The organism is Marivita cryptomonadis, from assembly GCF_002115725.1.
Classification (GTDB): domain Bacteria; phylum Pseudomonadota; class Alphaproteobacteria; order Rhodobacterales; family Rhodobacteraceae; genus Marivita; species Marivita cryptomonadis.
In genome coordinates, this window is sequence record NZ_JFKD01000014.1 from 83590 (window position 1) to 102011 (window position 18422).

The 18422-nt window shown below is 58.6% G+C and carries 19 protein-coding genes and 1 pseudogene; 15 read left to right on the plus strand and 5 right to left on the minus strand.

From position 1 onward, the window contains the following. Positions 1–4: 4 nt before the first annotated feature. Positions 5–556: a cytochrome b gene (locus MCRY_RS15625; protein ID WP_085631559.1), complete on the minus strand. Its 552-nt coding sequence runs from the start codon at positions 554–556 to the stop codon at positions 5–7. Between the two features lie 221 nt (positions 557–777). On the opposite strand from MCRY_RS15625, the gene MCRY_RS15630 reads away from it, so the two are divergent. The 5 genes from MCRY_RS15630 to MCRY_RS15650 all read left to right on the plus strand — a co-directional run bounded on the left by MCRY_RS15630 (position 778) and on the right by MCRY_RS15650 (position 5881). After that, positions 778–1401, plus strand: coding sequence for a CDP-alcohol phosphatidyltransferase family protein (locus MCRY_RS15630; protein WP_171046000.1), 624 nt, complete (start codon positions 778–780; stop codon positions 1399–1401). Continuing rightward, positions 1398–3029, plus strand: a complete 1632-nt coding sequence (locus MCRY_RS15635; RefSeq protein ID WP_085631651.1) for a sulfatase-like hydrolase/transferase — start codon at positions 1398–1400, stop codon at positions 3027–3029. Before MCRY_RS15630 ends, MCRY_RS15635 begins: the two co-directional genes overlap by 4 nt. Before the next feature lie 3 nt (positions 3030–3032). After that, positions 3033–3965: a lysylphosphatidylglycerol synthase transmembrane domain-containing protein gene (locus tag MCRY_RS15640; protein WP_085631563.1), complete on the plus strand. Its 933-nt coding sequence runs from the start codon at positions 3033–3035 to the stop codon at positions 3963–3965. Between the two features lie 79 nt (positions 3966–4044). Beyond that, positions 4045–5112, plus strand: coding sequence for a glycosyltransferase family 4 protein (locus MCRY_RS15645; protein WP_085631565.1), 1068 nt, complete (start codon positions 4045–4047; stop codon positions 5110–5112). Continuing rightward, positions 5102–5881 carry an inositol monophosphatase family protein gene (locus MCRY_RS15650; protein ID WP_085631567.1) on the plus strand — a complete coding sequence of 260 codons (780 nt, stop codon included), beginning with the start codon at positions 5102–5104 and terminating at the stop codon, positions 5879–5881. Before MCRY_RS15645 ends, MCRY_RS15650 begins: the two co-directional genes overlap by 11 nt. Here the strand turns inward: MCRY_RS15650 and MCRY_RS15655 are convergent. Then, positions 5878–6582, minus strand: a complete 705-nt coding sequence (locus MCRY_RS15655; RefSeq protein WP_238939734.1) for an FkbM family methyltransferase — start codon at positions 6580–6582, stop codon at positions 5878–5880. The genes MCRY_RS15650 and MCRY_RS15655 overlap by 4 nt on opposite strands. Positions 6583–6727: 145 nt before the next feature. Between MCRY_RS15655 and ribA the strand changes: the two genes are divergently transcribed. From ribA to MCRY_RS15680, 5 genes are read left to right on the plus strand one after another with little or no spacing between them, the layout of a single operon-like run. Beyond that, on the plus strand, positions 6728–7894 hold the full coding sequence (ribA, locus tag MCRY_RS15660) for a GTP cyclohydrolase II (RefSeq protein WP_085631571.1): 1167 nt from the start codon (positions 6728–6730) through the stop codon (positions 7892–7894). Next, positions 7891–8847 (plus strand): zinc-dependent alcohol dehydrogenase, encoded by a 957-nt coding sequence (locus tag MCRY_RS15665; protein ID WP_244897921.1) that lies wholly within the window; start codon positions 7891–7893, stop codon positions 8845–8847. The genes ribA and MCRY_RS15665 overlap by 4 nt, the downstream gene beginning before the upstream one ends. A gap of 9 nt (positions 8848–8856) precedes the next feature. Then, positions 8857–9252: a 6-pyruvoyl trahydropterin synthase family protein gene (locus MCRY_RS15670; RefSeq protein WP_085631575.1), complete on the plus strand. Its 396-nt coding sequence runs from the start codon at positions 8857–8859 to the stop codon at positions 9250–9252. A 3-nt stretch (positions 9253–9255) separates the two neighbouring features. Further along, positions 9256–10047, plus strand: coding sequence for a class I SAM-dependent methyltransferase (locus MCRY_RS15675; RefSeq protein WP_085631577.1), 792 nt, complete (start codon positions 9256–9258; stop codon positions 10045–10047). Then, positions 10034–10858 carry a RibD family protein gene (locus MCRY_RS15680; RefSeq protein ID WP_085631579.1) on the plus strand — a complete coding sequence of 275 codons (825 nt, stop codon included), beginning with the start codon at positions 10034–10036 and terminating at the stop codon, positions 10856–10858. The genes MCRY_RS15675 and MCRY_RS15680 overlap by 14 nt, the downstream gene beginning before the upstream one ends. Positions 10859–10913: 55 nt before the next feature. Here MCRY_RS15680 and MCRY_RS23420 read toward each other — a convergent pair. Continuing rightward, positions 10914–11145: pseudogene (locus tag MCRY_RS23420) on the minus strand (integrase core domain-containing protein); the annotation flags it as partial. Between the two features lie 522 nt (positions 11146–11667). Here MCRY_RS23420 and MCRY_RS15685 point away from each other — a divergent pair. Genes MCRY_RS15685 through MCRY_RS15695 form a run of 3 tightly spaced genes read left to right on the plus strand, consistent with a single transcriptional unit; the run spans position 11668 to position 13977 of the window. Further along, complete coding sequence (locus tag MCRY_RS15685; protein WP_085631581.1) at positions 11668–12375, plus strand: ABC transporter permease; 708 nt, start codon at positions 11668–11670, stop codon at positions 12373–12375. Continuing rightward, positions 12368–13123, plus strand: coding sequence for an ATP-binding cassette domain-containing protein (locus tag MCRY_RS15690; protein WP_085631583.1), 756 nt, complete (start codon positions 12368–12370; stop codon positions 13121–13123). Before MCRY_RS15685 ends, MCRY_RS15690 begins: the two co-directional genes overlap by 8 nt. A gap of 35 nt (positions 13124–13158) precedes the next feature. After that, the gene (locus MCRY_RS15695; RefSeq protein ID WP_085631585.1) at positions 13159–13977 is read left to right on the plus strand and encodes an ABC transporter substrate-binding protein; all 819 of its coding nucleotides are present in this window, start codon (positions 13159–13161) and stop codon (positions 13975–13977) included. Positions 13978–14065: 88 nt separating this feature from the next. On the opposite strand, the gene MCRY_RS15700 is transcribed toward MCRY_RS15695, so the two are convergent. Continuing rightward, complete coding sequence (locus tag MCRY_RS15700; protein WP_085631587.1) at positions 14066–14980, minus strand: DMT family transporter; 915 nt, start codon at positions 14978–14980, stop codon at positions 14066–14068. Positions 14981–15273: 293 nt separating this feature from the next. On the opposite strand from MCRY_RS15700, the gene MCRY_RS15705 reads away from it, so the two are divergent. Then, positions 15274–16041 (plus strand): FadR/GntR family transcriptional regulator, encoded by a 768-nt coding sequence (locus MCRY_RS15705; RefSeq protein WP_238939733.1) that lies wholly within the window; start codon positions 15274–15276, stop codon positions 16039–16041. On the opposite strand, the gene MCRY_RS15710 is transcribed toward MCRY_RS15705, so the two are convergent. Next, a complete protein-coding gene (locus MCRY_RS15710; protein WP_085631589.1) occupies positions 16042–16713 on the minus strand; it encodes a DUF1028 domain-containing protein in 672 nt (223 codons plus the stop codon). Positions 16714–16816: 103 nt separating this feature from the next. On the opposite strand from MCRY_RS15710, the gene MCRY_RS15715 reads away from it, so the two are divergent. Then, the gene (locus MCRY_RS15715) at positions 16817–18394 is read left to right on the plus strand and encodes an ABC transporter substrate-binding protein (protein WP_085631591.1); all 1578 of its coding nucleotides are present in this window, start codon (positions 16817–16819) and stop codon (positions 18392–18394) included. The last annotated feature ends 28 nt before the right edge of the window (positions 18395–18422 follow it).

Here is an 18422-nt window from a genome sequence, read left to right on the forward strand (position 1 = left end):
TTAATTACCGCGTGCCGCCGCCAACTGGTGGCCACATGCGTGAAAAAACGCCATCCTGCTTCACCACTCCATGAAATAAGGCCGCGCCGATGTGCATCGCAATCAAAGCAATCAACAAAAGCCCGGCACCGTAATGCACCGTTTTCGCTATCTCAGCCAGTGCCTCTGATCGTGGAACCAGCGATGGAATGCTCAAGGCATCCAGGCTCTCGATTGGAAAGCCGCCGGCTTTGACACGCACATAACCGGCGATCGGGACCAGGAACAGCAAGGCATACATCGCGATGTGGGTAAACTCCGCGATGCGTGCCTGAATTGGTGAAAGGCTAGATGGCTTTGCGGGAGGCGGATTTCTCAGACGCCAGACCAGCCGCACAACGATTAGAATGAGCAGCAAGACGCCTATGTTTTTGTGGTAGATGAACAGCCCATTCTGGAGGCTGCGGTCGAGCCCGGGCTGCACCATGATCAGCCCTGCCGGGATGGTAAGTAGGATGAACACAGCCATAAGCCAATGCAATCCGCGCGCCGTTCCCGTATATCTTGACTGGGTCATGCCGTTCGCCTTTTTTGCTCTGAAACGAAGTAGGTCCAGGCGTCTGCACTTCAAGCGGGTCTTCAATGGCTTGACTGGCGATATTGCACGCTACAATCATCTGAATGCGCAGGATGCAGCCTTACAGTTTTGCTTCGTATCACGCCCCGCTCATTTCGTTGACGCGGGGGGCGGGTGGTCAGTTTGTTCTTGCTGCATTGTGTCTCGGTCTTTTGTTGTGCGTGCTGACTGGGGTATTGGTCGGTCCGGTGTTTGCCGCGGTTGCGCTCACTGCGATGAGTTTTGGCGCTTCACTGGCTGCCGCACTTATGCGACGCGGCTATCCGCATCGTGATCTTGGCCTGTGCAACCTTGTTACGCTTCTAAGGCTGGCGCTTACATCCACTCTTGTTGCTGCACTTGTCGTGTCGATTTCTGGATGGATTGTGCTTGGTATTGCGCTTTTTGCCTTGGCTCTCGACGGAATTGATGGATGGTTGGCGCGCCTTGGCGGTCATGTTTCGGATTTCGGCGCACGCTTCGACATGGAGGTCGATGCAGCGCTTGGATTGGTCCTTGCACTTTTGGCTTGGTCGTCTGGAGCCGTGGGGGCGGTTGTGCTGTTGCTCGGTCTGCCTCGATATATTTTTGTGGCTGCCTCGGCAATCTGGCCCTGGATGGCGAACCCGCTGCCCGAAAGGCTGGGACGCAAGGTTGTGTGCGTGATCCAGATTATGGCCTTGGTGATCCTACAGGCTCCGGTTGTCGATGATCCCTTGGCATTGGCAATCCTGATGTTCGCGTCAGTCGCGCTTGTCTGGTCGTTTGGTCGCGACGTGCTTTGGCTATGGCGGGCGCGCCCATGATCAGCCCGATCTGGCGGCCGTGCGTTGCGGCGGCGGTCCTTTACCTTATCCTGATCCAGCCAAATCATCCTGATGCCATGACTTGGGGTGCCCTGCTTGCTTTTCCTTTGGAATGGCCTGCGATCCTTTTGGGTCTTATGGCATTCGGTGCAAGCCGGGCGGGTCACGTTTTGCGCGGTATACTGGTCGCGGTCTTGGTTCTGATCGCTGTTCTTAAAGCTGCTGATTTCGCAATGTTCTCTGCCTTGTCCCGGGGTTTCAATCCGGTTTCAGACCTCGCTCTGGTTGAGGCAGGCGCAAGACTGTTGACCGGTGCGGTTGGACCTGTCCTTGCTGTTCTCGCGCTTGTTGCTGCCATGGTGGTGATCTGCGCGGTCGTTGCATTGCTTTGGTGGTCGACGGGTGTCTGGGCCGCCATAGGATCAAGTAAACTGTTCTTCCGAGGCCTGACCGGAAGTGCTGCACTGCTGTCGGCTGGAGTTGCGGCCGCGGAGGTCGGCGACACGCTTGGACGGTGGACTCTTCCTGCCCATATCCCCGGCTCTGCGTTTTCGGCGCGGGTCGGCATTGAACGCATTGAGATGATACGCTCGACGCTCATCGACTTGAGGAAATTCTCGGAAGCCGCTGCAAATGATCCGTTTGTCGGGGTCGGCGGCATGCTGACTGCAATCGACAGGGACGTCATTGTCGTTTTCGTCGAGAGCTACGGTCGCACAAGTTTCGACACGCCTTTGTTTTCGGACCTCCACCTCCGGACACTTGAACGCGGTCAAGAGGACCTTGAATCGCGAGGGTTGTCCATGGCTTCGGGTTTTCTGGCCTCGCCAACCAAAGGTGGGCAAAGCTGGCTTGCACATGCGACATTGGCCAATGGGCTTTGGGTCGACGGCCAGACACGCTACGGTGCGGTTTTGGCATCAGAGCGGAAAACCCTGTTTCACTTTGCTGCCGAGGCGGGCTTTCACACGGCGGCGGTCATGCCGCAAATCACGCTTGATTGGCCTGAAAGTTCGGTCATGGGCTTTGAGACCATCCTTGCCGCTGCAGACCTCGGATATAAAGGGCTGAGTTTCAATTGGGTGACAATGCCTGACCAGTTCACATTTGCCGCCATGGACCGACTTCTGCGGGCCGAACGCGCTGATGAAAGGCCGGTCTTCGTACAGATGGCCACTGGGACTTCGCATGCCCCGTGGGTGCCGGTGCCAGACCTTGTTTCCTGGGACAGCATCGGTGACGGCAGTATCTTTGACCCGATGGCGTTGGCGGGTGAGTCGCCGGACGTTGTGTGGCGTGACCGCGATCGGGTGCGGGCACAGTACCGTCTTGCAATCGACTATGCCTTGGAGGTCGTGCTGTCATACGCCGCGCTTCATGCCAAAAATCCCCCTTTGATGATTGTCGTGGGTGATCATCAGGCTGCTGGGTTTGTCGCCCTTGACGAACGGCCGGATGTGCCGATCCATGTCATTGGCCCCAACAATCTGGTGGACCGCGCAGCTAAGGATTGGGGGCTGAGCCAAGGCCTTATTCCGTCACCCGATGCACCTGTGGTTCCTATGGACCAGATGCGGGACCGTATTCTGCAGAGTTTCACCGATCCTGTGCCCGACGGAAGAGGCTAGCGAATGGGACGTGTCCTGAGCGTTGGCCTTCAGTTTGCTGTCGCCATTGGGCTGCTGGTTCTGCTGTGGCAGGTGGCGGACGGACAAAGCGCGGTTGACCATCTGGTCAATGCAGAGCTTGCTTGGCTTTTGGCAGCCTTGGTCGCAGTGACTGGGCAGCTTGTGCTCTCCGCGCTGCGCTGGCAACTGACGGCGGCGCAACTGGGCCTTGTTCTGACCAAACAGCAAGCGGTTCGGGAATATTATCTTTCTCAGGTCGTGAACCAGCTACTGCCCGGAGGTGTGCTCGGCGATGTGGGTAGGGCTGTTCGCGCACGCGCTCAGGCGGGATTGGTGATTTCAGGCCAAGCCGTGCTTTTCGAGCGGCTGGTGGGGCAGGTCGCGCTTGTCCTGCTTTTTGGTGCTGCGGTTTTTGGCACATGGGCCGTTCCGGGTGGGTTCGACTTGCCAGCTTCGCTCCAGTTTTCGGTTTTTGTGACTCTGGCAGCGGCGATCCTGATCGCGACGGGCGCGGCAATCGCAGGTCCAAGCCTGCCGGGAAAGATGGGCACAGCATTCGCAAACTTTATCGCGAACTTATGGCGGGCGGTGTGCGCTCGCGAAGTCCGGCACCGACAAGTCTTGCTGAGCATTGGCACGGTGGTTCTGAATATTGCGGCTTTCGCCTGTTGCGCCGCAGCCGTTGGCGTGATGCTCGCACCTGCCACAGCCATGGTCTTGGTTCCGCTGATCCTGTTCACGATGCTGATCCCGATCACCGTAAGTGGCTGGGGGCTGCGCGAGGGTGCGACAGCAATGCTTCTGCCACTTGCAGGTGCAACCGCAGCCGAGGGTTTTGCAGCAAGCGTTGCGTTTGGCCTTGTCGTTCTTTTCTCAGCCCTTCCTGGGGTTGTAGTTGCCGCGCTCTCGACCGTCACCAAACCTGTCCGCCCTTAGCATCACGCACACCTCTTGCTGGTCGCGGTGGAAACACAGGCCATATCCCTGACCCAGAAGACTATGGAGCACAAAGACCATGCCCCTCCGAACTGCCGCATTTGCTGTTCCAGGTGACCTGCAGACTCTGACTGGGGGATATATCTATGATTTGCGCTTGCTGTCGGGGCTGCGCGCTCTTGGGTGGGACATCACACATATCCCGCTTGGCGCAAGCTTTCCTGACCCATCGAAAGAAGACATGCGAAATGCTGCGCAACAGCTTGCCATGGTGCCGCCGACGGCACCGGTCATCATCGATGGGCTGGCCATGGGTGCGATGGACCATGATGTTTTGACCGGCATGTCCGCGCCCATCGTTGCACTTATCCATCATCCGCTGGCGCATGAAAGTGGTCTGCCTCAGGACACGCGTGACACACTGTTCCGCACGGAGCGCGACAATCTCGCTCTTGCCTCTCATGTTCTGGTCCCAAGTCCACACACGGCGGGATTGCTCATTTCGGATTATGATGTTCCTTCCGATCATATCACGGTTGCGCGTCCCGGCACGGATCGTCCGCTTGGTCAGCTTGCAAAGACGCAACCCCCGTTGATCTTGTCAGTTGGGATTCAAGTCCCGCGCAAGGGCCATGACGTGCTCTTGCGGGCCTTGGCCAAAGTGGTTGATAGGCCATGGCAGGCCGTGATTGCAGGATCGGCTCTGGACGCAGATCACGCGTCACTTCTCTTGCGACTGGTGGACGAGCTCGGCTTGTCGCACAGGGTCCGTCTCGCAGGCCGTGTCTCGGGTGAGGAGTTGGCACGGCTGTACGGGCAGGCCAGCGTGTTTGCCCTTGCGACGCGTTACGAGGGTTACGGCATCGTTTTCGATGAGGCGATGGCCCACGGCCTGCCCATCATCAGCTGCGCAACGGGTGCTGTGCCAGAGACTGTCGCACCCGGAGCAGGTCTTCTCGTGTCGCCAGACGATCACAAGGCCTTTGCCAATGCACTGGCGCAGGTGCTTGACGGGCATGAAACACGTGACCGGATGGCCACCGCATCGAAAGCGGCCGGTGCAGCGCTGCAAAATTGGGATGGCACAACGCGCTTGGTGGCTGACGTGCTCGACCGCATTGCGAAGGATGCCCAAGATGACCGCTGAGGATGACATGGCGCTTGCCACAAGGCTTGCGCATGAGGCTGGTGAGATCCTGCTAGGATACTGGGCCGCCCGTGATGGGCTGACCATCGCGACCAAACGCGCCGGTGATTTCGTGTCTGAAGCGGATCGTTCAGCTGAGCAGCATCTGCGGGATGGTTTTGCAAAGGCGTGTCCGGGCGACGGCTGGCTGGGAGAGGAAACCGGCGCAGCACCCGGCCATAGGCGCCGATGGATCGTCGACCCGCTTGACGGGACAACAAACTTCCTTCGTGGGATCGGGCATTGGGCCGTGTCCATCGCGCTGGAGGATGCTGGAGAGTTAGTTCTTGGCGTTGTCCATGATCCGGTTAAAGGCGAGACATTCGCGGCAGGCAAAGGCACTGGTGCCAAACTGAACGGACAGCCCCTTTTGATAGCACAAACAGCGGACCTTTCCTCAGCGCTGTTCGGCACCGGCATACCGTTCGGCAACATGGCGCATATCGACGATCATGCTGGCGATATCGCAAGATTGATGCCGAAATGTGCCGGTGTCCGCCGCATGGGCGCTGCAGCGCTTGATCTTGCCTATGTCGCTTCTGGCCGTCTGGACGGGTTTTGGGAAAGACGGTTGCAGCCGTGGGACATCGCAGCCGGTCTGGTGCTTCTGCGTGAAGCCGGTGCAATCGTGGAAGGTTGGGATGCCGGGGAACGCCCTGAAGACACGGGCACTGTGGTCACAGCCACGAAAGCGTTGTTCCTGGAGTTTGCCAAGACCCTGCGCAGTTAGGGCAGGCGCGCGAACAGATCGCCTGATGGCGCGTCAGCTGGAAGAGCGGACAGCCAGTCTCGCAACGCATCCCCATCGCGCCAGTCGGACCACAGGAAGCCAGAACGCTCACCGACAACGGGATTGAACCGGTACGGACCAAGCTCTTCGATACGGGTGATCACGGCCTCGGTCAGATGCACGAACTCGGGAAGATACTCTACCGAGAGCATCGGTATTGCTTGTGACAGGCCTGAAAGCACATCAAGCTCGAAGCCTTCGACATCTATTTTGACGTAAGCGGGCACGCCGTGCGTCGCGATGAGGCTGTCAAGCGTGAGCATCCTGACTGTTTCCGTCTGATCCCAGCGGACATGGGCGAAACCGAGCGCTGCGTGGGCATCCGCGACAAAAGTTGATTGAAGCGAGGACACCGTTGGGTGGCGCGAGGACACGGACATTTCTGCCATGGCCTCGGCACCGCCCGCTGCAGCTTCGATCAGAACCACGTCCTTGGGCAGTGTAAGGCGAAGATAGCGCGCAAAAAGCGGTTGTGGCTCAAGGGCGACCACCCGTGCTCCGACGCGCCGCATCGCCCGCGTCCGCGAGCCAACATGAGCACCCACGTCAAACACCAGATCACCGGAACGCAAGGTTTGCGCGTAAAAGCGCCGCCACGCGCCGACCGTCAAAGGATTGTGGTATATTACAAGGGATCTCATGAGGCCGAGCCAGCGCTGCATACCTTCAGCCTTTCCGAAATGTCCCGTTAAAAGATAGCGCGCCCGCGCGTTCGTCCAGTCACAGGCCTTGCCTGCGCTGCAACCGCTCTAAGTTATGATGCCTGAACGAAATTACAGGTCACCAATGCCGTCAAGCCCGCTTGTCTCATCCGCGGCCGCAATAAAGCGGTCTGACCCACCCGAAGAAAGCCCCTTTCCCCTTCCGCTTGCGCCGCGCGGGATCGAGATCCTGTTGCGCATGCAAAGCGACCTTAGACTGGGGCTTCCGGTCATCCTCAAAGACGGCGAGAGCCATACGTTGGTCGCTCTTGTCGAAAGCCTCACCGACGCGCGTTACGTCGCGATGACGGAAATCGGTCATCCCGAATTGGTTTTGACCCGGCGCCGCGCCGAAGCACTGGGCATCCAACAAACAATGCAGAGCGATAGCTTGTGGTTTCGGGTGCCGGCGGGAAAGGATCTTGGCTGGATAGCACGTGTCGCAGGTCAAAATGGGCTGGATGGTGCTGGCCATTTCAGCAGTCTGCCCATCCCAAACATTGGGAAATCAATTCATCAAACTGCGATTGCGCTTGCGAAGACTGTTAAGGCCATACCGGCAATCCTGTGTGTGCAATTGAACGGTCACGACATGGGCAGCATTTCCGAACTTGGCCTGACGACAATGCCCATCGACCTTGCGATCAAGGCGTTGGATGCGGCGGGCACGCAGTCCCAAGTCAGTTCGGCGCAGTTGCCGATGGACGCTGCATTAGCTGGACGCGTGCATGTCTTTCGGCCCGATAACGGTGGGCCTGAGCACTATGCCATCGTAATCGGGCAACCCGACTTGTCCGGCTCTGTCACGGTTCGTCTGCATTCGGCCTGTTTCACCGGTGATGTGCTGGGCAGTCTCAAATGCGACTGTGGTCCGCAACTGCGCGCGGCTATGACGAAGATGGCATCTGGCGGAGGCGGGGTGCTTGTCTACCTCAATCAGGAAGGTCGTGGCATTGGGCTTGCCAACAAGATGCGCGCCTACGCGCTGCAGGATGCGGGCCTCGACACGGTCGAGGCGAACCATTGGCTTGGCTTTGAAGACGATCAACGCGATTTTCGGACCGGTGGCCAAATTCTGCAGAACATGGGCATCAACCGCGTTCGGCTGATCACGAACAATCCGGCCAAAGTGGCAAGCCTTGCTGCTCAGGGAGTTGAGGTAACAGAGCGGGTGCCGCTGAACGTCGGCCAGACAGCGCAGAACGCGCATTACTTGTCCACCAAGGTCCTCAAGTCAGGCCACCTGCTGTGACACATGCTCTTGCACTCTGGTGTGTGGGCATGGGCACTGCCGAGATTCGTCCCGGCAGCCTCGGCGACGGCGTGCTGGTTGAAACTCTGTTTTCCGGCATCAGCCGCGGCACGGAGCGTTTGGTGTTCGAAGGACGCGTCCCCGCTTCGGAATATGAACGCATGTGCGGCCCGGCCATGGAGGGTGCTTTCCCATTTCCCGTCAAATACGGTTACAATGTCGTTGGCCGTATCGCGGAGGGTCCGAATAAGGGACAATTGGTCTTTGCGCTGCATCCTCACCAGTCGTGCTTCCGTTCGTCCGAGTCCGCCTTGGTCCCTTTGCCCCAGAATGTCCCTCCTGATCGCGCCGTGTTGGGCGCAAACATGGAAACGGCTCTCAACCTTCTGTGGGACAGTGGTGCCGCCGCAGGAGACCGTATTGCAGTAATCGGGGCGGGGGTTGTCGGCGCGCTTGTGGCCTACCTTGCGTCGCAGCTGCCGGGGGCCGAGGTCACGTTGGTTGACCTGAATCCAGAACGATCTTCACTTGCCGAGGGTCTGGGGTGCCAGTTTTCTCTGCCAGAACATGCCCCGAAGGATTGCGACGTGGTGTTCCACCTGTCGGCCAGTCCTGCGGGCCTTGCCACGGCAATCGATTGCGCGGGGATGGAGGCGACTGTTGTCGAAGGAAGCTGGTACGGTGATACGAAGACATCAGTACCGCTCGGGGGCGCGTTCCACTCTCGGCGTCTGCGGATTTGCAGCTCGCAGGTGGGGCACATTCCCCCGAAGCGTGCCCCGCGCTGGAGTTACGGGCGCCGAATGGCCAAGGCTCTGGAGTTGCTCGCTGATCCAGTTCTCGACACGCTTATTTCAGGCGAAACATCACTCAACGAGTTGCCCGATCACTACGGCGGGATTTTGTCTGACCCCGCTACGCTCTGCCACCGTATTCGCTATGACTTACCCTGAGGAGTTACCATGTTCGCTGTAGAAGTCCGAGACCACATCATGATCGGCCATTCGCTGCCATCGCCCGTATTCGGCCCTGCGCAGGGCATGCACGGTGCGACGTTTACGGTGGATGCCGCGTTTTTCACTGACGATATCGACGAGCATGGTTTGGTCGTGGATATCGGTCTTGCGACCGAAGCTTTGGCCGAAACGCTGGCACCGCTACGCTACAAAAACCTTGACGAGGTGCCTGAATTCAAGGGCAAGTTCACGACCACTGAGTTTCTGTGCGGTCACATTTTCAAGACTCTGGCGGATCACGTCAGAACAGGAAAGCTGGCCGACAATTCTCGGGTCAAGAAAATCCGCATCATGCTTCATGAAAGCCATGTGGCCCGGGCCTGGTACGAGGCAGAGGTCTGAGCCATGGGATTTTCTGCCGAATGGTTGTCCCTGCGCGAACCCGCTGATCGCGCTGCGCGCGATGAGGCGCTCGCACGGCAGGCGGCCATGGCGGCAGGTCCCAACCCACTTGTGGTGGATTTAGGATGTGGGACAGGCGCAACTTGGCGCGCGCTTGCGCCTTATTTTCCATCTGAGGCGCGTTGGCGCTTTATCGACAACGATCCCGCACTGCTGGCCGAAGCGGGCCGTGTTGCCGGGGGAAACGCTGACTTGGTTGAGGCGGATCTTGGCCAGATGAACACAGTGCCTTTGGATGGGGCTTCTCTTGTCACCGCATCCGCATTGTTGGACCTCATGCCAGAGGCTTGGGTGGCGAACTTGGCAGGGCGGCTGAACGTCCCGTTCTATGCGACCCTCAACTATGATGGGCGCATGTCGTGGGATCCTGAACATCAAGATGATGCCGCGGTGACTGCAGCCTTCAATCTGCATCAGGTGGGTGACAAAGGCATAGGACCGGCGCTTGGACCACATTCAGTCACGCGGACAATGGCGCTCTTCGAGGCGGCGGGTTTCACGGTCTTGCGCGCAGACAGCGCTTGGGTGCTTGGACCCGACATGGCGCCGTTGCAGCGTGAACTGACAGATGGGATCGCTCAGGCCGCTGCCGAAGCGGGCGCTCGAGACACCGCCGCATCTTGGGGGGGTCACCGCCATGCCAGGGCTGATCGCACGCAGTGCCGTATCGGCCATATCGACATTCTGGCCCTACCATCCGGGAATTTGCAGGAGAGCACCCATGTCCTTCGTTGACGTCACGCCACGGGTTTGGCAGCGCTTGCTGGACGTCAGGTACGGACTTGCGTGCCCGTGCTGCGGGCGCTGGAGCCCCGGCGAGAAAGCGGCACTGGAGCTCTACGGTCCTCTTGCGCGACGTGACATCGGGCCGATGACCATAGGCCAGATCGGCCAGTCACTGGACGGTCGCGTGGCAACCATCTCAGGCGACGCCCGGGATGTGTCTGGCCCTGACGGGTTGGCACATCTGCACAGGATACGCGCACTAGTCGATGGTGTGGTCATCGGCGTTCGGACAGCGCTGCACGATTCACCAAGGCTGACGGTTCGCCTCTGTGAAGGACAAAACCCGGCCCGCGTGGTGATTGATCCGCAAGGACGGCTGTCTGATGACGCGCCGGTCTTTGCCGATGATGGAACTCGAAAGTTCGTGATACAAGGGGTCGACAGGGCTCGGCCCACAGGCGTCACCGTCATTCGGCTGGATGCACATGATAACAAGTTCGATCCTCGACAGATCTCGGTCGCGCTGCGCGCTGAGGGGCTGCGGAACCTGCTTGTCGAAGGGGGATCTATCACGATTTCCCGATTTCTCGAGGCAGGGCTTCTGACCCGACTTCAGGTGGCTGTGGCTCCGCTTCTCATTGGTGGAGGCCCCCAGGGTCTGACAATGCCTTCGCCAAGCGAGAAACTCTCGGATGCGATCCGCCCGGATATGCGCGTGTTTTCGATTGGCTCGGATGTCGTTTTTGACTGTGGTCTCACGGCTGAGGCTGCTGCTGCCAAAGAGCCAATGCACGCAATTCAGGGAAGCGCGGTGCGTTGAACGGATCGTGGGCAGATTTCGCGCTTAGCCTGCTGTCAGTTTCGTGGACAGAGGGCTAGGTTTGCATAATTTGGTCCTTCAACGCCATGGGGTCTAGGTCGCCCAGCTTTGAATGGCGTGGCCTTAGATTGTAGAAGCGCTCGATGTGGTCGAGCAAATTGCCATGAGCGCTCGTCGCGCGTCTGGTAGACCTTGCGGGTGGTGCGCTCGATTTTCAGCGACGAGATGAAACTCTCCATTGCCGAGTTATCCCACACGTTGCCCGCCCGGCTCATTGAGCAGGTGACCTAACGAACCATTACGCTGGGTGCGGCGAGACCTGCACTGCAACCTGTGCGGCGATCCGGTTCTGCAGATCAAATAAGTCACCAGAGGAGAAACCCGATGCACCGCATTTGCATCAGCCAAAACTGGTAATCTTCCCGACCAATAGGCGGCTTGATGCTGGCGGACATGCCCCGCGCTGCAATACCATCAACGGCCAGAAAGGCGTGCCCATGGGCATCGGAAGCATCCGAGGGGCCTGACTGGCACGTGGGAGAAAGGCCCGGTCGGGATCAAAATACCTTGCCGCAAATGCTGCCCGCCATTCGGTCTGCTGCTCACGCTGGCGATTTTTGGACCATTGTCGCGCGGATCATTGGTATTCTCGACATAGGTTTCCGTAAAAAATGCAGTTATTCGCACCTTATCGCTTTGCTGTTTTAGTAAATTACCTGTCTAATGTTGATCAATTCCAGCCTTGAACTTCTGTTTCGTAGCTGCATAGCTGTTCTGGTGCCGGAAAATATGCAGTCATAGGGAATATCTTGCAAAGTATTTGGGAAGCATTGAGCCTTGCAGTTGCCCTTGTGTTGTCTGGCGATGCGGATTTGCTCGAGATCGTACTGCTCTCGCTCCGGGTCAGTCTTACGGCAACGGCGATCGCGTGCCTGATCGGACTGCCGATTGGAGCGCTTGTGGCCATAGGTCGGTTTCGGGGGCGCAGTGCGGTTTTGATTGTGATGAATGCTCTGATGGGGCTGCCGCCGGTTGTTGTGGGTCTGCTGGTTTACCTGCACCTGTCGCGGTCAGGACCTCTGGGTTTCCTTGGTTTGCTGTACACACCGACAGCGATGATTATCGCGCAGACCATCCTCATCGCGCCAATCGTGGCGGCGTTGTCGCGGCAAGTGCTGGAAGACCTGCATGCGGAATATGCCGAGCAGTTCCGTTCTCTTTGTCTGACGCGGCTGCAGACGGTGCAGGCGCTTTTGTGGGATGCACGTTACTCACTCCTGACCGTCGGTCTGGCCGGGTTCGGCCGTGCCGTCGCAGAGGTCGGGGCGGTGATCATCGTTGGCGGCAATATCGACCACCTGACGCGCGTTATGACGACGGCGATTGCGCTGGAGACATCCAAGGGCGATCTGGCGCTGGCGCTGGCGCTTGGTATCATTCTTCTGGTGATCGCGCTTGGCGTGAATGCGGCGGTGCAATCGGTCCGCATGACGGCTGCAAGGCAGGCCTATGTCTGACGCAATGACCATGACAGGCGTTGCAGGGGCTGCCGATACGCAAAGTTCGCCCATCCTGCCGCTTTCGGTTCGAGATGTCGTGTTGCGTTTCGGCGATGTGACCGTGCTTGATGGCGTGTCTCTCGATCTTGGCACGTCTGGATGCACAGTAGTCATGGGGCCAAATGGGTCTGGAAAAAGCCTGCTTCTCAAATTGCTCCACGGACTGATCCAACCATCCGAGGGCCAGCTACTTTGGGGTCGTCATTCGGCGACGGAAGTCACCGCGCGGCAAGCGCTGGTGTTCCAGAAGCCGGTCCTGTTGCGCCGGTCCGTGGCTGCCAACATCGACTTTGTTCTGAACGCGCGTGGCAAGGCGCGTGCCCGGCGCGATGCGCTGCTTGATCATGTGGGTCTTGCGCACAAGGCGGACCAACCAGCGCGTCTGCTGTCTGGCGGTGAGGCGCAGCGCTTGGCGTTGGCACGTGCGCTTGCCACCGATCCGGAGGTTTTGTTCCTCGATGAGCCAACAGCCAGCCTCGACCCGGCTTCAGTGCTTGCAATCGAACGGATCGTAAGTGACGCGCGCGGGCGCGGTGTTCGCATCATCTTCGTAACCCATGACATGGGGCAGGCCCGGCGCATGGCCGATGATGTCGTCTTCCTCCACAGGGGGCGTGTGGCCGAGCATAGTACGGCGGCTGAGTTTTTCCCCAAGCCAAGCTGTGCTGCGGCGCGGGAATACCTGAACGGCGGGATCGTCGTCTGACACAGGCACAATAAACCAAAAAGGGAGAGACCAACGTGCTTAATCAACACCTGACTGCGACCACAATCGCCCTGTTCATTGGTGGCGCAGTATGGGCGCAGGATCAGTCCATCATCGTCCAGTCGACCACATCGACTGCGAACTCGGGTCTCTATGACCATCTTCTGCCGATCTTTCAGGCGGAAACCGGCATTCAGGTCAATGTCGTGGCCGTGGGCACCGGACAGGCGATCAAGAACGCCGAAAACTGCGATGGCGACGTGTTGCTTGTTCACGCGAAGGCATCCGAGGAGAAATTCGTCGCCGACGGGTTTGGCACGAAGCGGACGGATCTGATGTATAATGATTTCGTTGTGGTTGGCCCCGCTGCAGACCCGGCGGGCGTCGCCGGTATGAATGATGTGCAGGGTGCGCTGGCCAAAATCGCTGACGGAGGCGCGTTGTTTGCATCACGCGGCGACGACAGTGGGACGCACAAAAAGGAAATGGCGCTTTGGGCGGACAGCGGTGTCGACCCGAGTGCAGCCAGTGGCGGATGGTATCGTGAAACCGGCTCGGGCATGGGTGCAACGCTCAATGCTGGGATTGGCATGGGGGCCTATGTCATGACGGACCGTGCCACCTGGATCAGCTTCGCGAACAAGCAGGACTACCAGATTGCGGTTCAAGGCGATGAGGATATGTTTAACCAGTACGGCGTAATCCCCGTGAACCCCGCGAGATGCCCATCAGTGAACGTGGATGCCGCGCAGACCTTTGCCGATTGGCTGGTTTCGGACGAAGGACAGGACGCCATTGCAGGTTACAAAGTGGCTGACCAACAGCTGTTCTTCCCCAACGCGCCTGACAGCTGATGACTGCCGGGGCGGATGTTTCAGATCCGCCTCGCATGATTATCGAAGGACGCCTGTTGGCTGCTTTGGGACGTGTCTCAGATCATCCTCAAGGGGAGGTGATCGGTGGGGGTTTTCGTCTTTTGCCGGAAAGCGCATTTCCGGCAATCGCGGCAAGCAAAACAAGGCCGCCGAGCAGAGTATTGACGGTCGCGGTTTCGCCCAGAAACAGCCAGACCCAGAACGGACCAAGAAGCACCTCTGCCAAGGACAGCAAAGCAAGCTCCGCGGCAGGCAGGCTGCGTGATCCCAGCGTATAGAGGATCAGCCCCGCCCCGACCTGGAACACTCCCATACCCATCGCAATGCCCCCATCGCGAGCGCCGATCATCAAGGACAGCCCCTGATATTGGCAAACTCCGATCGTGATCACTATGGCGAACAGGCCGGACACAAACACGGAAGGTAGCATTTCCCCTGTTTTTCCCCAGCGCAACGCCACTGTGAAGATTGCGAACCCCAGTGCCGATCCAAGGGCGGCGAGGCTTCCCATCAGGGCGACGTTGCCGGATTTGTCAGCGACCATGATCGCGATCCCTCCGATGGCAACGGCGATCGCCACCCAGGTTGCTCTGCGCACCGGTTCGCGAAGAACGATCCATCCCAGAACCGCCGCCATAAACGGCGCTGTCGCAAATAGCAGCATTGCATTCGCAACCGAGGTGTTCTGTATCGCGTAAATTCCACCGGAATAGGCGGCGACCAAAGACAGACCGGCGATGATTGCAGGCACGCCCACACGACGGATTTGCACAAAAGGACTTTCCCCGGATCGGATGCGAATGACCAGGTATAGAAACACTGACATGCTGATCGAACGATATAGCAGGATCTGCCAAACCACAGCCTCTTCGATCAGCCGGATGCCAAGACCCACAGTCGACCAGAGAACGCCAGCCGCAAAAACGAAGAGCACTCCGTGCTTGTGTGCATCGGCTGGTTTTACTGAGGTCACAACCGTCATCAGGTCTCTTCGATTGGTATTTACGGGGGCAGGATAGCCGGAACATCATAAGTGTAGACTGTCGTTTGCGACATTTCCCTGCAGTTTCGGGGCCTTTTGCCTGTCATGTGCCTTCTGGTGGGGCGCACATAGTTCGGGAATATCTACCGCGACGTCTTTCAAACGTAGCCCTGTCTTTCGATGATATTGCTGCGGCCTTCGCGTCATGGGTCAACTTGGCCTTGTATTTATCATGATGAATGGGTTTGCTGTAGGGCACAGCTTTTTGCGCGGCCCAGATCGAAAGCAGGACAATGCCCGCCAGCGGACCATCAGATCCAAACATACGCGCGCGTCGGTCGCGCCCTTTGCGTGTGGCCGAAGAGATCAAAGATTGGGTTGTGGAACGAGGGCTACAGCCCGGTGACCGGCTGCCGGGCGAGGCAGAACTGATTGACCTCTTTGGTATGTCGAAGGGGACGATCCGCGAAGCGATGCGTCTTTTGCAAGCACAGGGACTGATTGAAACCAAGACAGGTCCCGGCGGAGGAAGCTTTGTCGGTGAGGTGACGCGTGAGAGAGCTGCCGCGCTGTTGGCCAACTACTTTTATTTTCGCGACGTGACCATTGATGACATCTATCAGGTCCGCATCGCGCTTGAGCCCGAACTTGCGGCCAGTCTTGCCGGACGCCTATCCGAAGCGCAAATCGCGGAACTTGAGGTGATCATGGAAGGCTATGCTCATGCGGCGTCTGACGCAGAGGAAGAGCGCAATCAGCATATCGCGTCGTTGAAGTTTCATGCGCGTCTGTCGGACTTCGGAGGCAATGCGTTGCTTGGGTTCTTCATTGGCTTCATGGCGCAAATCCTTACCGATCTGACAGTCTACAAGCGTCTGTATGCAGCGCCCAATCATGACCTGTGGCGGACAGGCCGCCAGCATCAGATAGACCTGATCTCGGCACTGCGGCGCGGTGATGTGGACAGCGCGCGCGAGATCATGCGCAGCCATATGGAAATGGCCCGCGAGCAAATGGAGATGCAGCAAGCCGAGGTCATGAAACGGTTTATTGCAGAATAGTCAGCCGAGAAACGGGGTTGATCGCTCGGGATCGGCGAGTGTCGGCACGTGGCTGGCCCAGTTTGCGTAGGCGCCGCTTGTCGCGTGCCTGTGCAGGTTGGCAAGCGCGTCCAAAGGCGCATCGGAATGGTCGATACGCAAGCTTAAGGGCGGGCGGTCCGAACCCACCACCAGCATGGCGGCAGACAAGAGTCCGCGGCTGTCACCGCCAACATCCGCAGCCTTGTTGAGCGCGTTCAGCAAGCGGACATCCATAGCCCCGTCACTGCCCAGGAAGCCATCGAGACAGGCATCCAGAACTGCCTCGGAGGCCAGTAGGTTTCCGGCCACAATGACACCCGGCGCACTCCGCACACCGGCGGTTGGGATGCTGTTGGCACCGGTGAAAAACCCGGTGCTTCCGCGAGGGTCGAGTGCGGAAAGTTGACGTTCATCGCGACCACCATCCGCTGTGACGATCTGCTGAACAGCGACTTCGGCCGACGCTCCATCGCGCATGAGGGACAAGACATTCTGGCCCCACATGGTGCTGGGCAAAGAACCTTGCGAGGCCGACAGCCCCGATTCGGCGTCTCCACGCAGCACCCAACCTCCGACGCAGAGGCTTCCGGTCATTGCGGCGCCGCCATAAGTGCCTGTTTTCTCGTCAAGTGCGAGTATGGAGATCGTCATATTTGGCCCCGCTCAGTCTTGGACTTGAATTTATCATGAAAATTTGGCCTGATGCAATTTATCATGATAAATAAAATCCGATACAACAGGAGAGGAAGCTGTCATGTCGCTCTTTCACGTCACTCGCCGGGGCCTGCTGGCCACCGGTACTGCGCTTGCCCTGACACTCGGGGTCATCAGCGGCGCGCAGGCGCAAACCCCGACCGACGTCTTGATCGTTGGACAGATCGCCGAGCCCAAAGCGCTTGATCCGGCGGCGGTCACAGCCGTCAACGATTTCCGGATCCTGATGAATGTCTACGATGGCCTCGTGCGCTATAGGGATGGAACGCTTGAGGTCGAACCCGCGCTGGCAGAAAGCTGGGAGATTTCCGAGGACGGTACGGAATACACCTTCACGCTGCGCGAGGGCATCAAATTTCATGACGGTTCCGACTTTGATGCAGAGGCGGTGAAGTTCAATTTCGACCGCATGCTGAACGAAGATCACCCGTATCACAACACCGGTCCGTTCCCCTTGTCCTTCTTCTTCTCGTCGATTGAATCGACCGAAGTTGTCGATGCGAGGACTGTCCGGTTCACTCTGAACGGGCCCTATGCGCCGTTCCTGTCTAACCTTGCCTACCCCACTGGCCTGATCGTATCGCCCGCCGCAGTGATGGAGCACGGCACAGAGTTCGGGCGCAACCCGTCTGGCACCGGAGCCTTTACGTTTGGAGAGTGGCGGTCCAACGAGGCTGTCGTGATCGAAGCGAACCCCGACTATTGGGATGGCGCGCCCGAGTTGCAGGCCGTCGTCTTTCGTCCGATCACCGATGCCAATACCCGCACTGCAGAGATGCTCGCAGGTGGGATCGACCTGATGGTGGAAGTGCCGCCCGTGGCACTGAGCGAGTTTCAGGGCGACGCCTACACGGTCCATGAACAGGCAGGTCCACATGTCTGGTTCCTAATTCTGAACGCAAAGGAAGGCCCTTTTGCGGATGTGCGCGTGCGCCAAGCGGCCAACTATGCGGTGAACAAGGAGGCTTTGGTTAACGAGGTTCTGGAAGGCACGGCTGAGGTTGCAGCAGGACCGACGCCGCCAGCTTTTGCATGGGCGTACAATCCTGACCTCGAACCTTATCCCTACGACCCGGATAAGGCGCGCGAGTTGATCGCAGAGGCAGGTGCCGAAGGGGCAGAGCTGACCTTCTTCGTCACCGAAGGTGGTTCGGGAATGCTTGACCCGATCGCCATGGGCACGGCCATTCAAGCCGATCTGGAAGCTGTCGGTTTCGATGTGAAGATTGAAACTTATGAGTGGAACACTTTCCTTGGTGAAGTGAACCCCGGTCTTGAGGGCAAGGCGGACATGGCTGAAATGGCATGGATGACCAATGATCCGGACACGCTTCCGTTTCTTGCATTGCGCACAGCGGCATGGCCCGATCAGGGCGGGTTTAACTCGGGTTACTATTCGAACCCCGAAGTCGATGCACTGTTGGAGGCGGCGCGCGTCGCCACCGATCAGGACGAACGCGCACGGCTTTACAAAGAAATGCAGGTGATCGTTCAGGAAGACGCGCCGTGGGTGTTCGTGGCGAACTGGAAGCAGAACGCCGTGACTTCCGACCGGGTCGAGAACTTTGCACTTCAGCCGTCGTTCTTTCTCTTGCTCGACGACGTCGTGAAGAAATAAAGATCTTGGTGGGGCGTGCCTGACCGCG

What these genes read in the sequence shown, in the direction of transcription:
- MCRY_RS15625 (WP_085631559.1), bottom strand. Translation starts at nt 556, where the DNA reads ATGACCCAGTCAAGATATACGGGAACGGCGCGCGGATTGCATTGGCTT.
- MCRY_RS15635 (WP_085631651.1), top strand. Translation starts at nt 1,398, where the DNA reads ATGATCAGCCCGATCTGGCGGCCGTGCGTTGCGGCGGCGGTCCTTTAC.
- MCRY_RS15640 (WP_085631563.1), top strand. Translation starts at nt 3,033, where the DNA reads ATGGGACGTGTCCTGAGCGTTGGCCTTCAGTTTGCTGTCGCCATTGGG.
- MCRY_RS15645 (WP_085631565.1), top strand. Translation starts at nt 4,045, where the DNA reads ATGCCCCTCCGAACTGCCGCATTTGCTGTTCCAGGTGACCTGCAGACT.
- MCRY_RS15650 (WP_085631567.1), top strand. Translation starts at nt 5,102, where the DNA reads ATGACCGCTGAGGATGACATGGCGCTTGCCACAAGGCTTGCGCATGAG.
- MCRY_RS15655 (WP_238939734.1), bottom strand. Translation starts at nt 6,582, where the DNA reads ATGAGATCCCTTGTAATATACCACAATCCTTTGACGGTCGGCGCGTGG.
- ribA (WP_085631571.1), top strand. Translation starts at nt 6,728, where the DNA reads ATGCCGTCAAGCCCGCTTGTCTCATCCGCGGCCGCAATAAAGCGGTCT.
- MCRY_RS15670 (WP_085631575.1), top strand. Translation starts at nt 8,857, where the DNA reads ATGTTCGCTGTAGAAGTCCGAGACCACATCATGATCGGCCATTCGCTG.
- MCRY_RS15675 (WP_085631577.1), top strand. Translation starts at nt 9,256, where the DNA reads ATGGGATTTTCTGCCGAATGGTTGTCCCTGCGCGAACCCGCTGATCGC.
- MCRY_RS15680 (WP_085631579.1), top strand. Translation starts at nt 10,034, where the DNA reads ATGTCCTTCGTTGACGTCACGCCACGGGTTTGGCAGCGCTTGCTGGAC.
- MCRY_RS15690 (WP_085631583.1), top strand. Translation starts at nt 12,368, where the DNA reads ATGTCTGACGCAATGACCATGACAGGCGTTGCAGGGGCTGCCGATACG.
- MCRY_RS15700 (WP_085631587.1), bottom strand. Translation starts at nt 14,980, where the DNA reads ATGACGGTTGTGACCTCAGTAAAACCAGCCGATGCACACAAGCACGGA.
- MCRY_RS15705 (WP_238939733.1), top strand. Translation starts at nt 15,274, where the DNA reads ATGCCCGCCAGCGGACCATCAGATCCAAACATACGCGCGCGTCGGTCG.
- MCRY_RS15710 (WP_085631589.1), bottom strand. Translation starts at nt 16,713, where the DNA reads ATGACGATCTCCATACTCGCACTTGACGAGAAAACAGGCACTTATGGC.
- MCRY_RS15715 (WP_085631591.1), top strand. Translation starts at nt 16,817, where the DNA reads ATGTCGCTCTTTCACGTCACTCGCCGGGGCCTGCTGGCCACCGGTACT.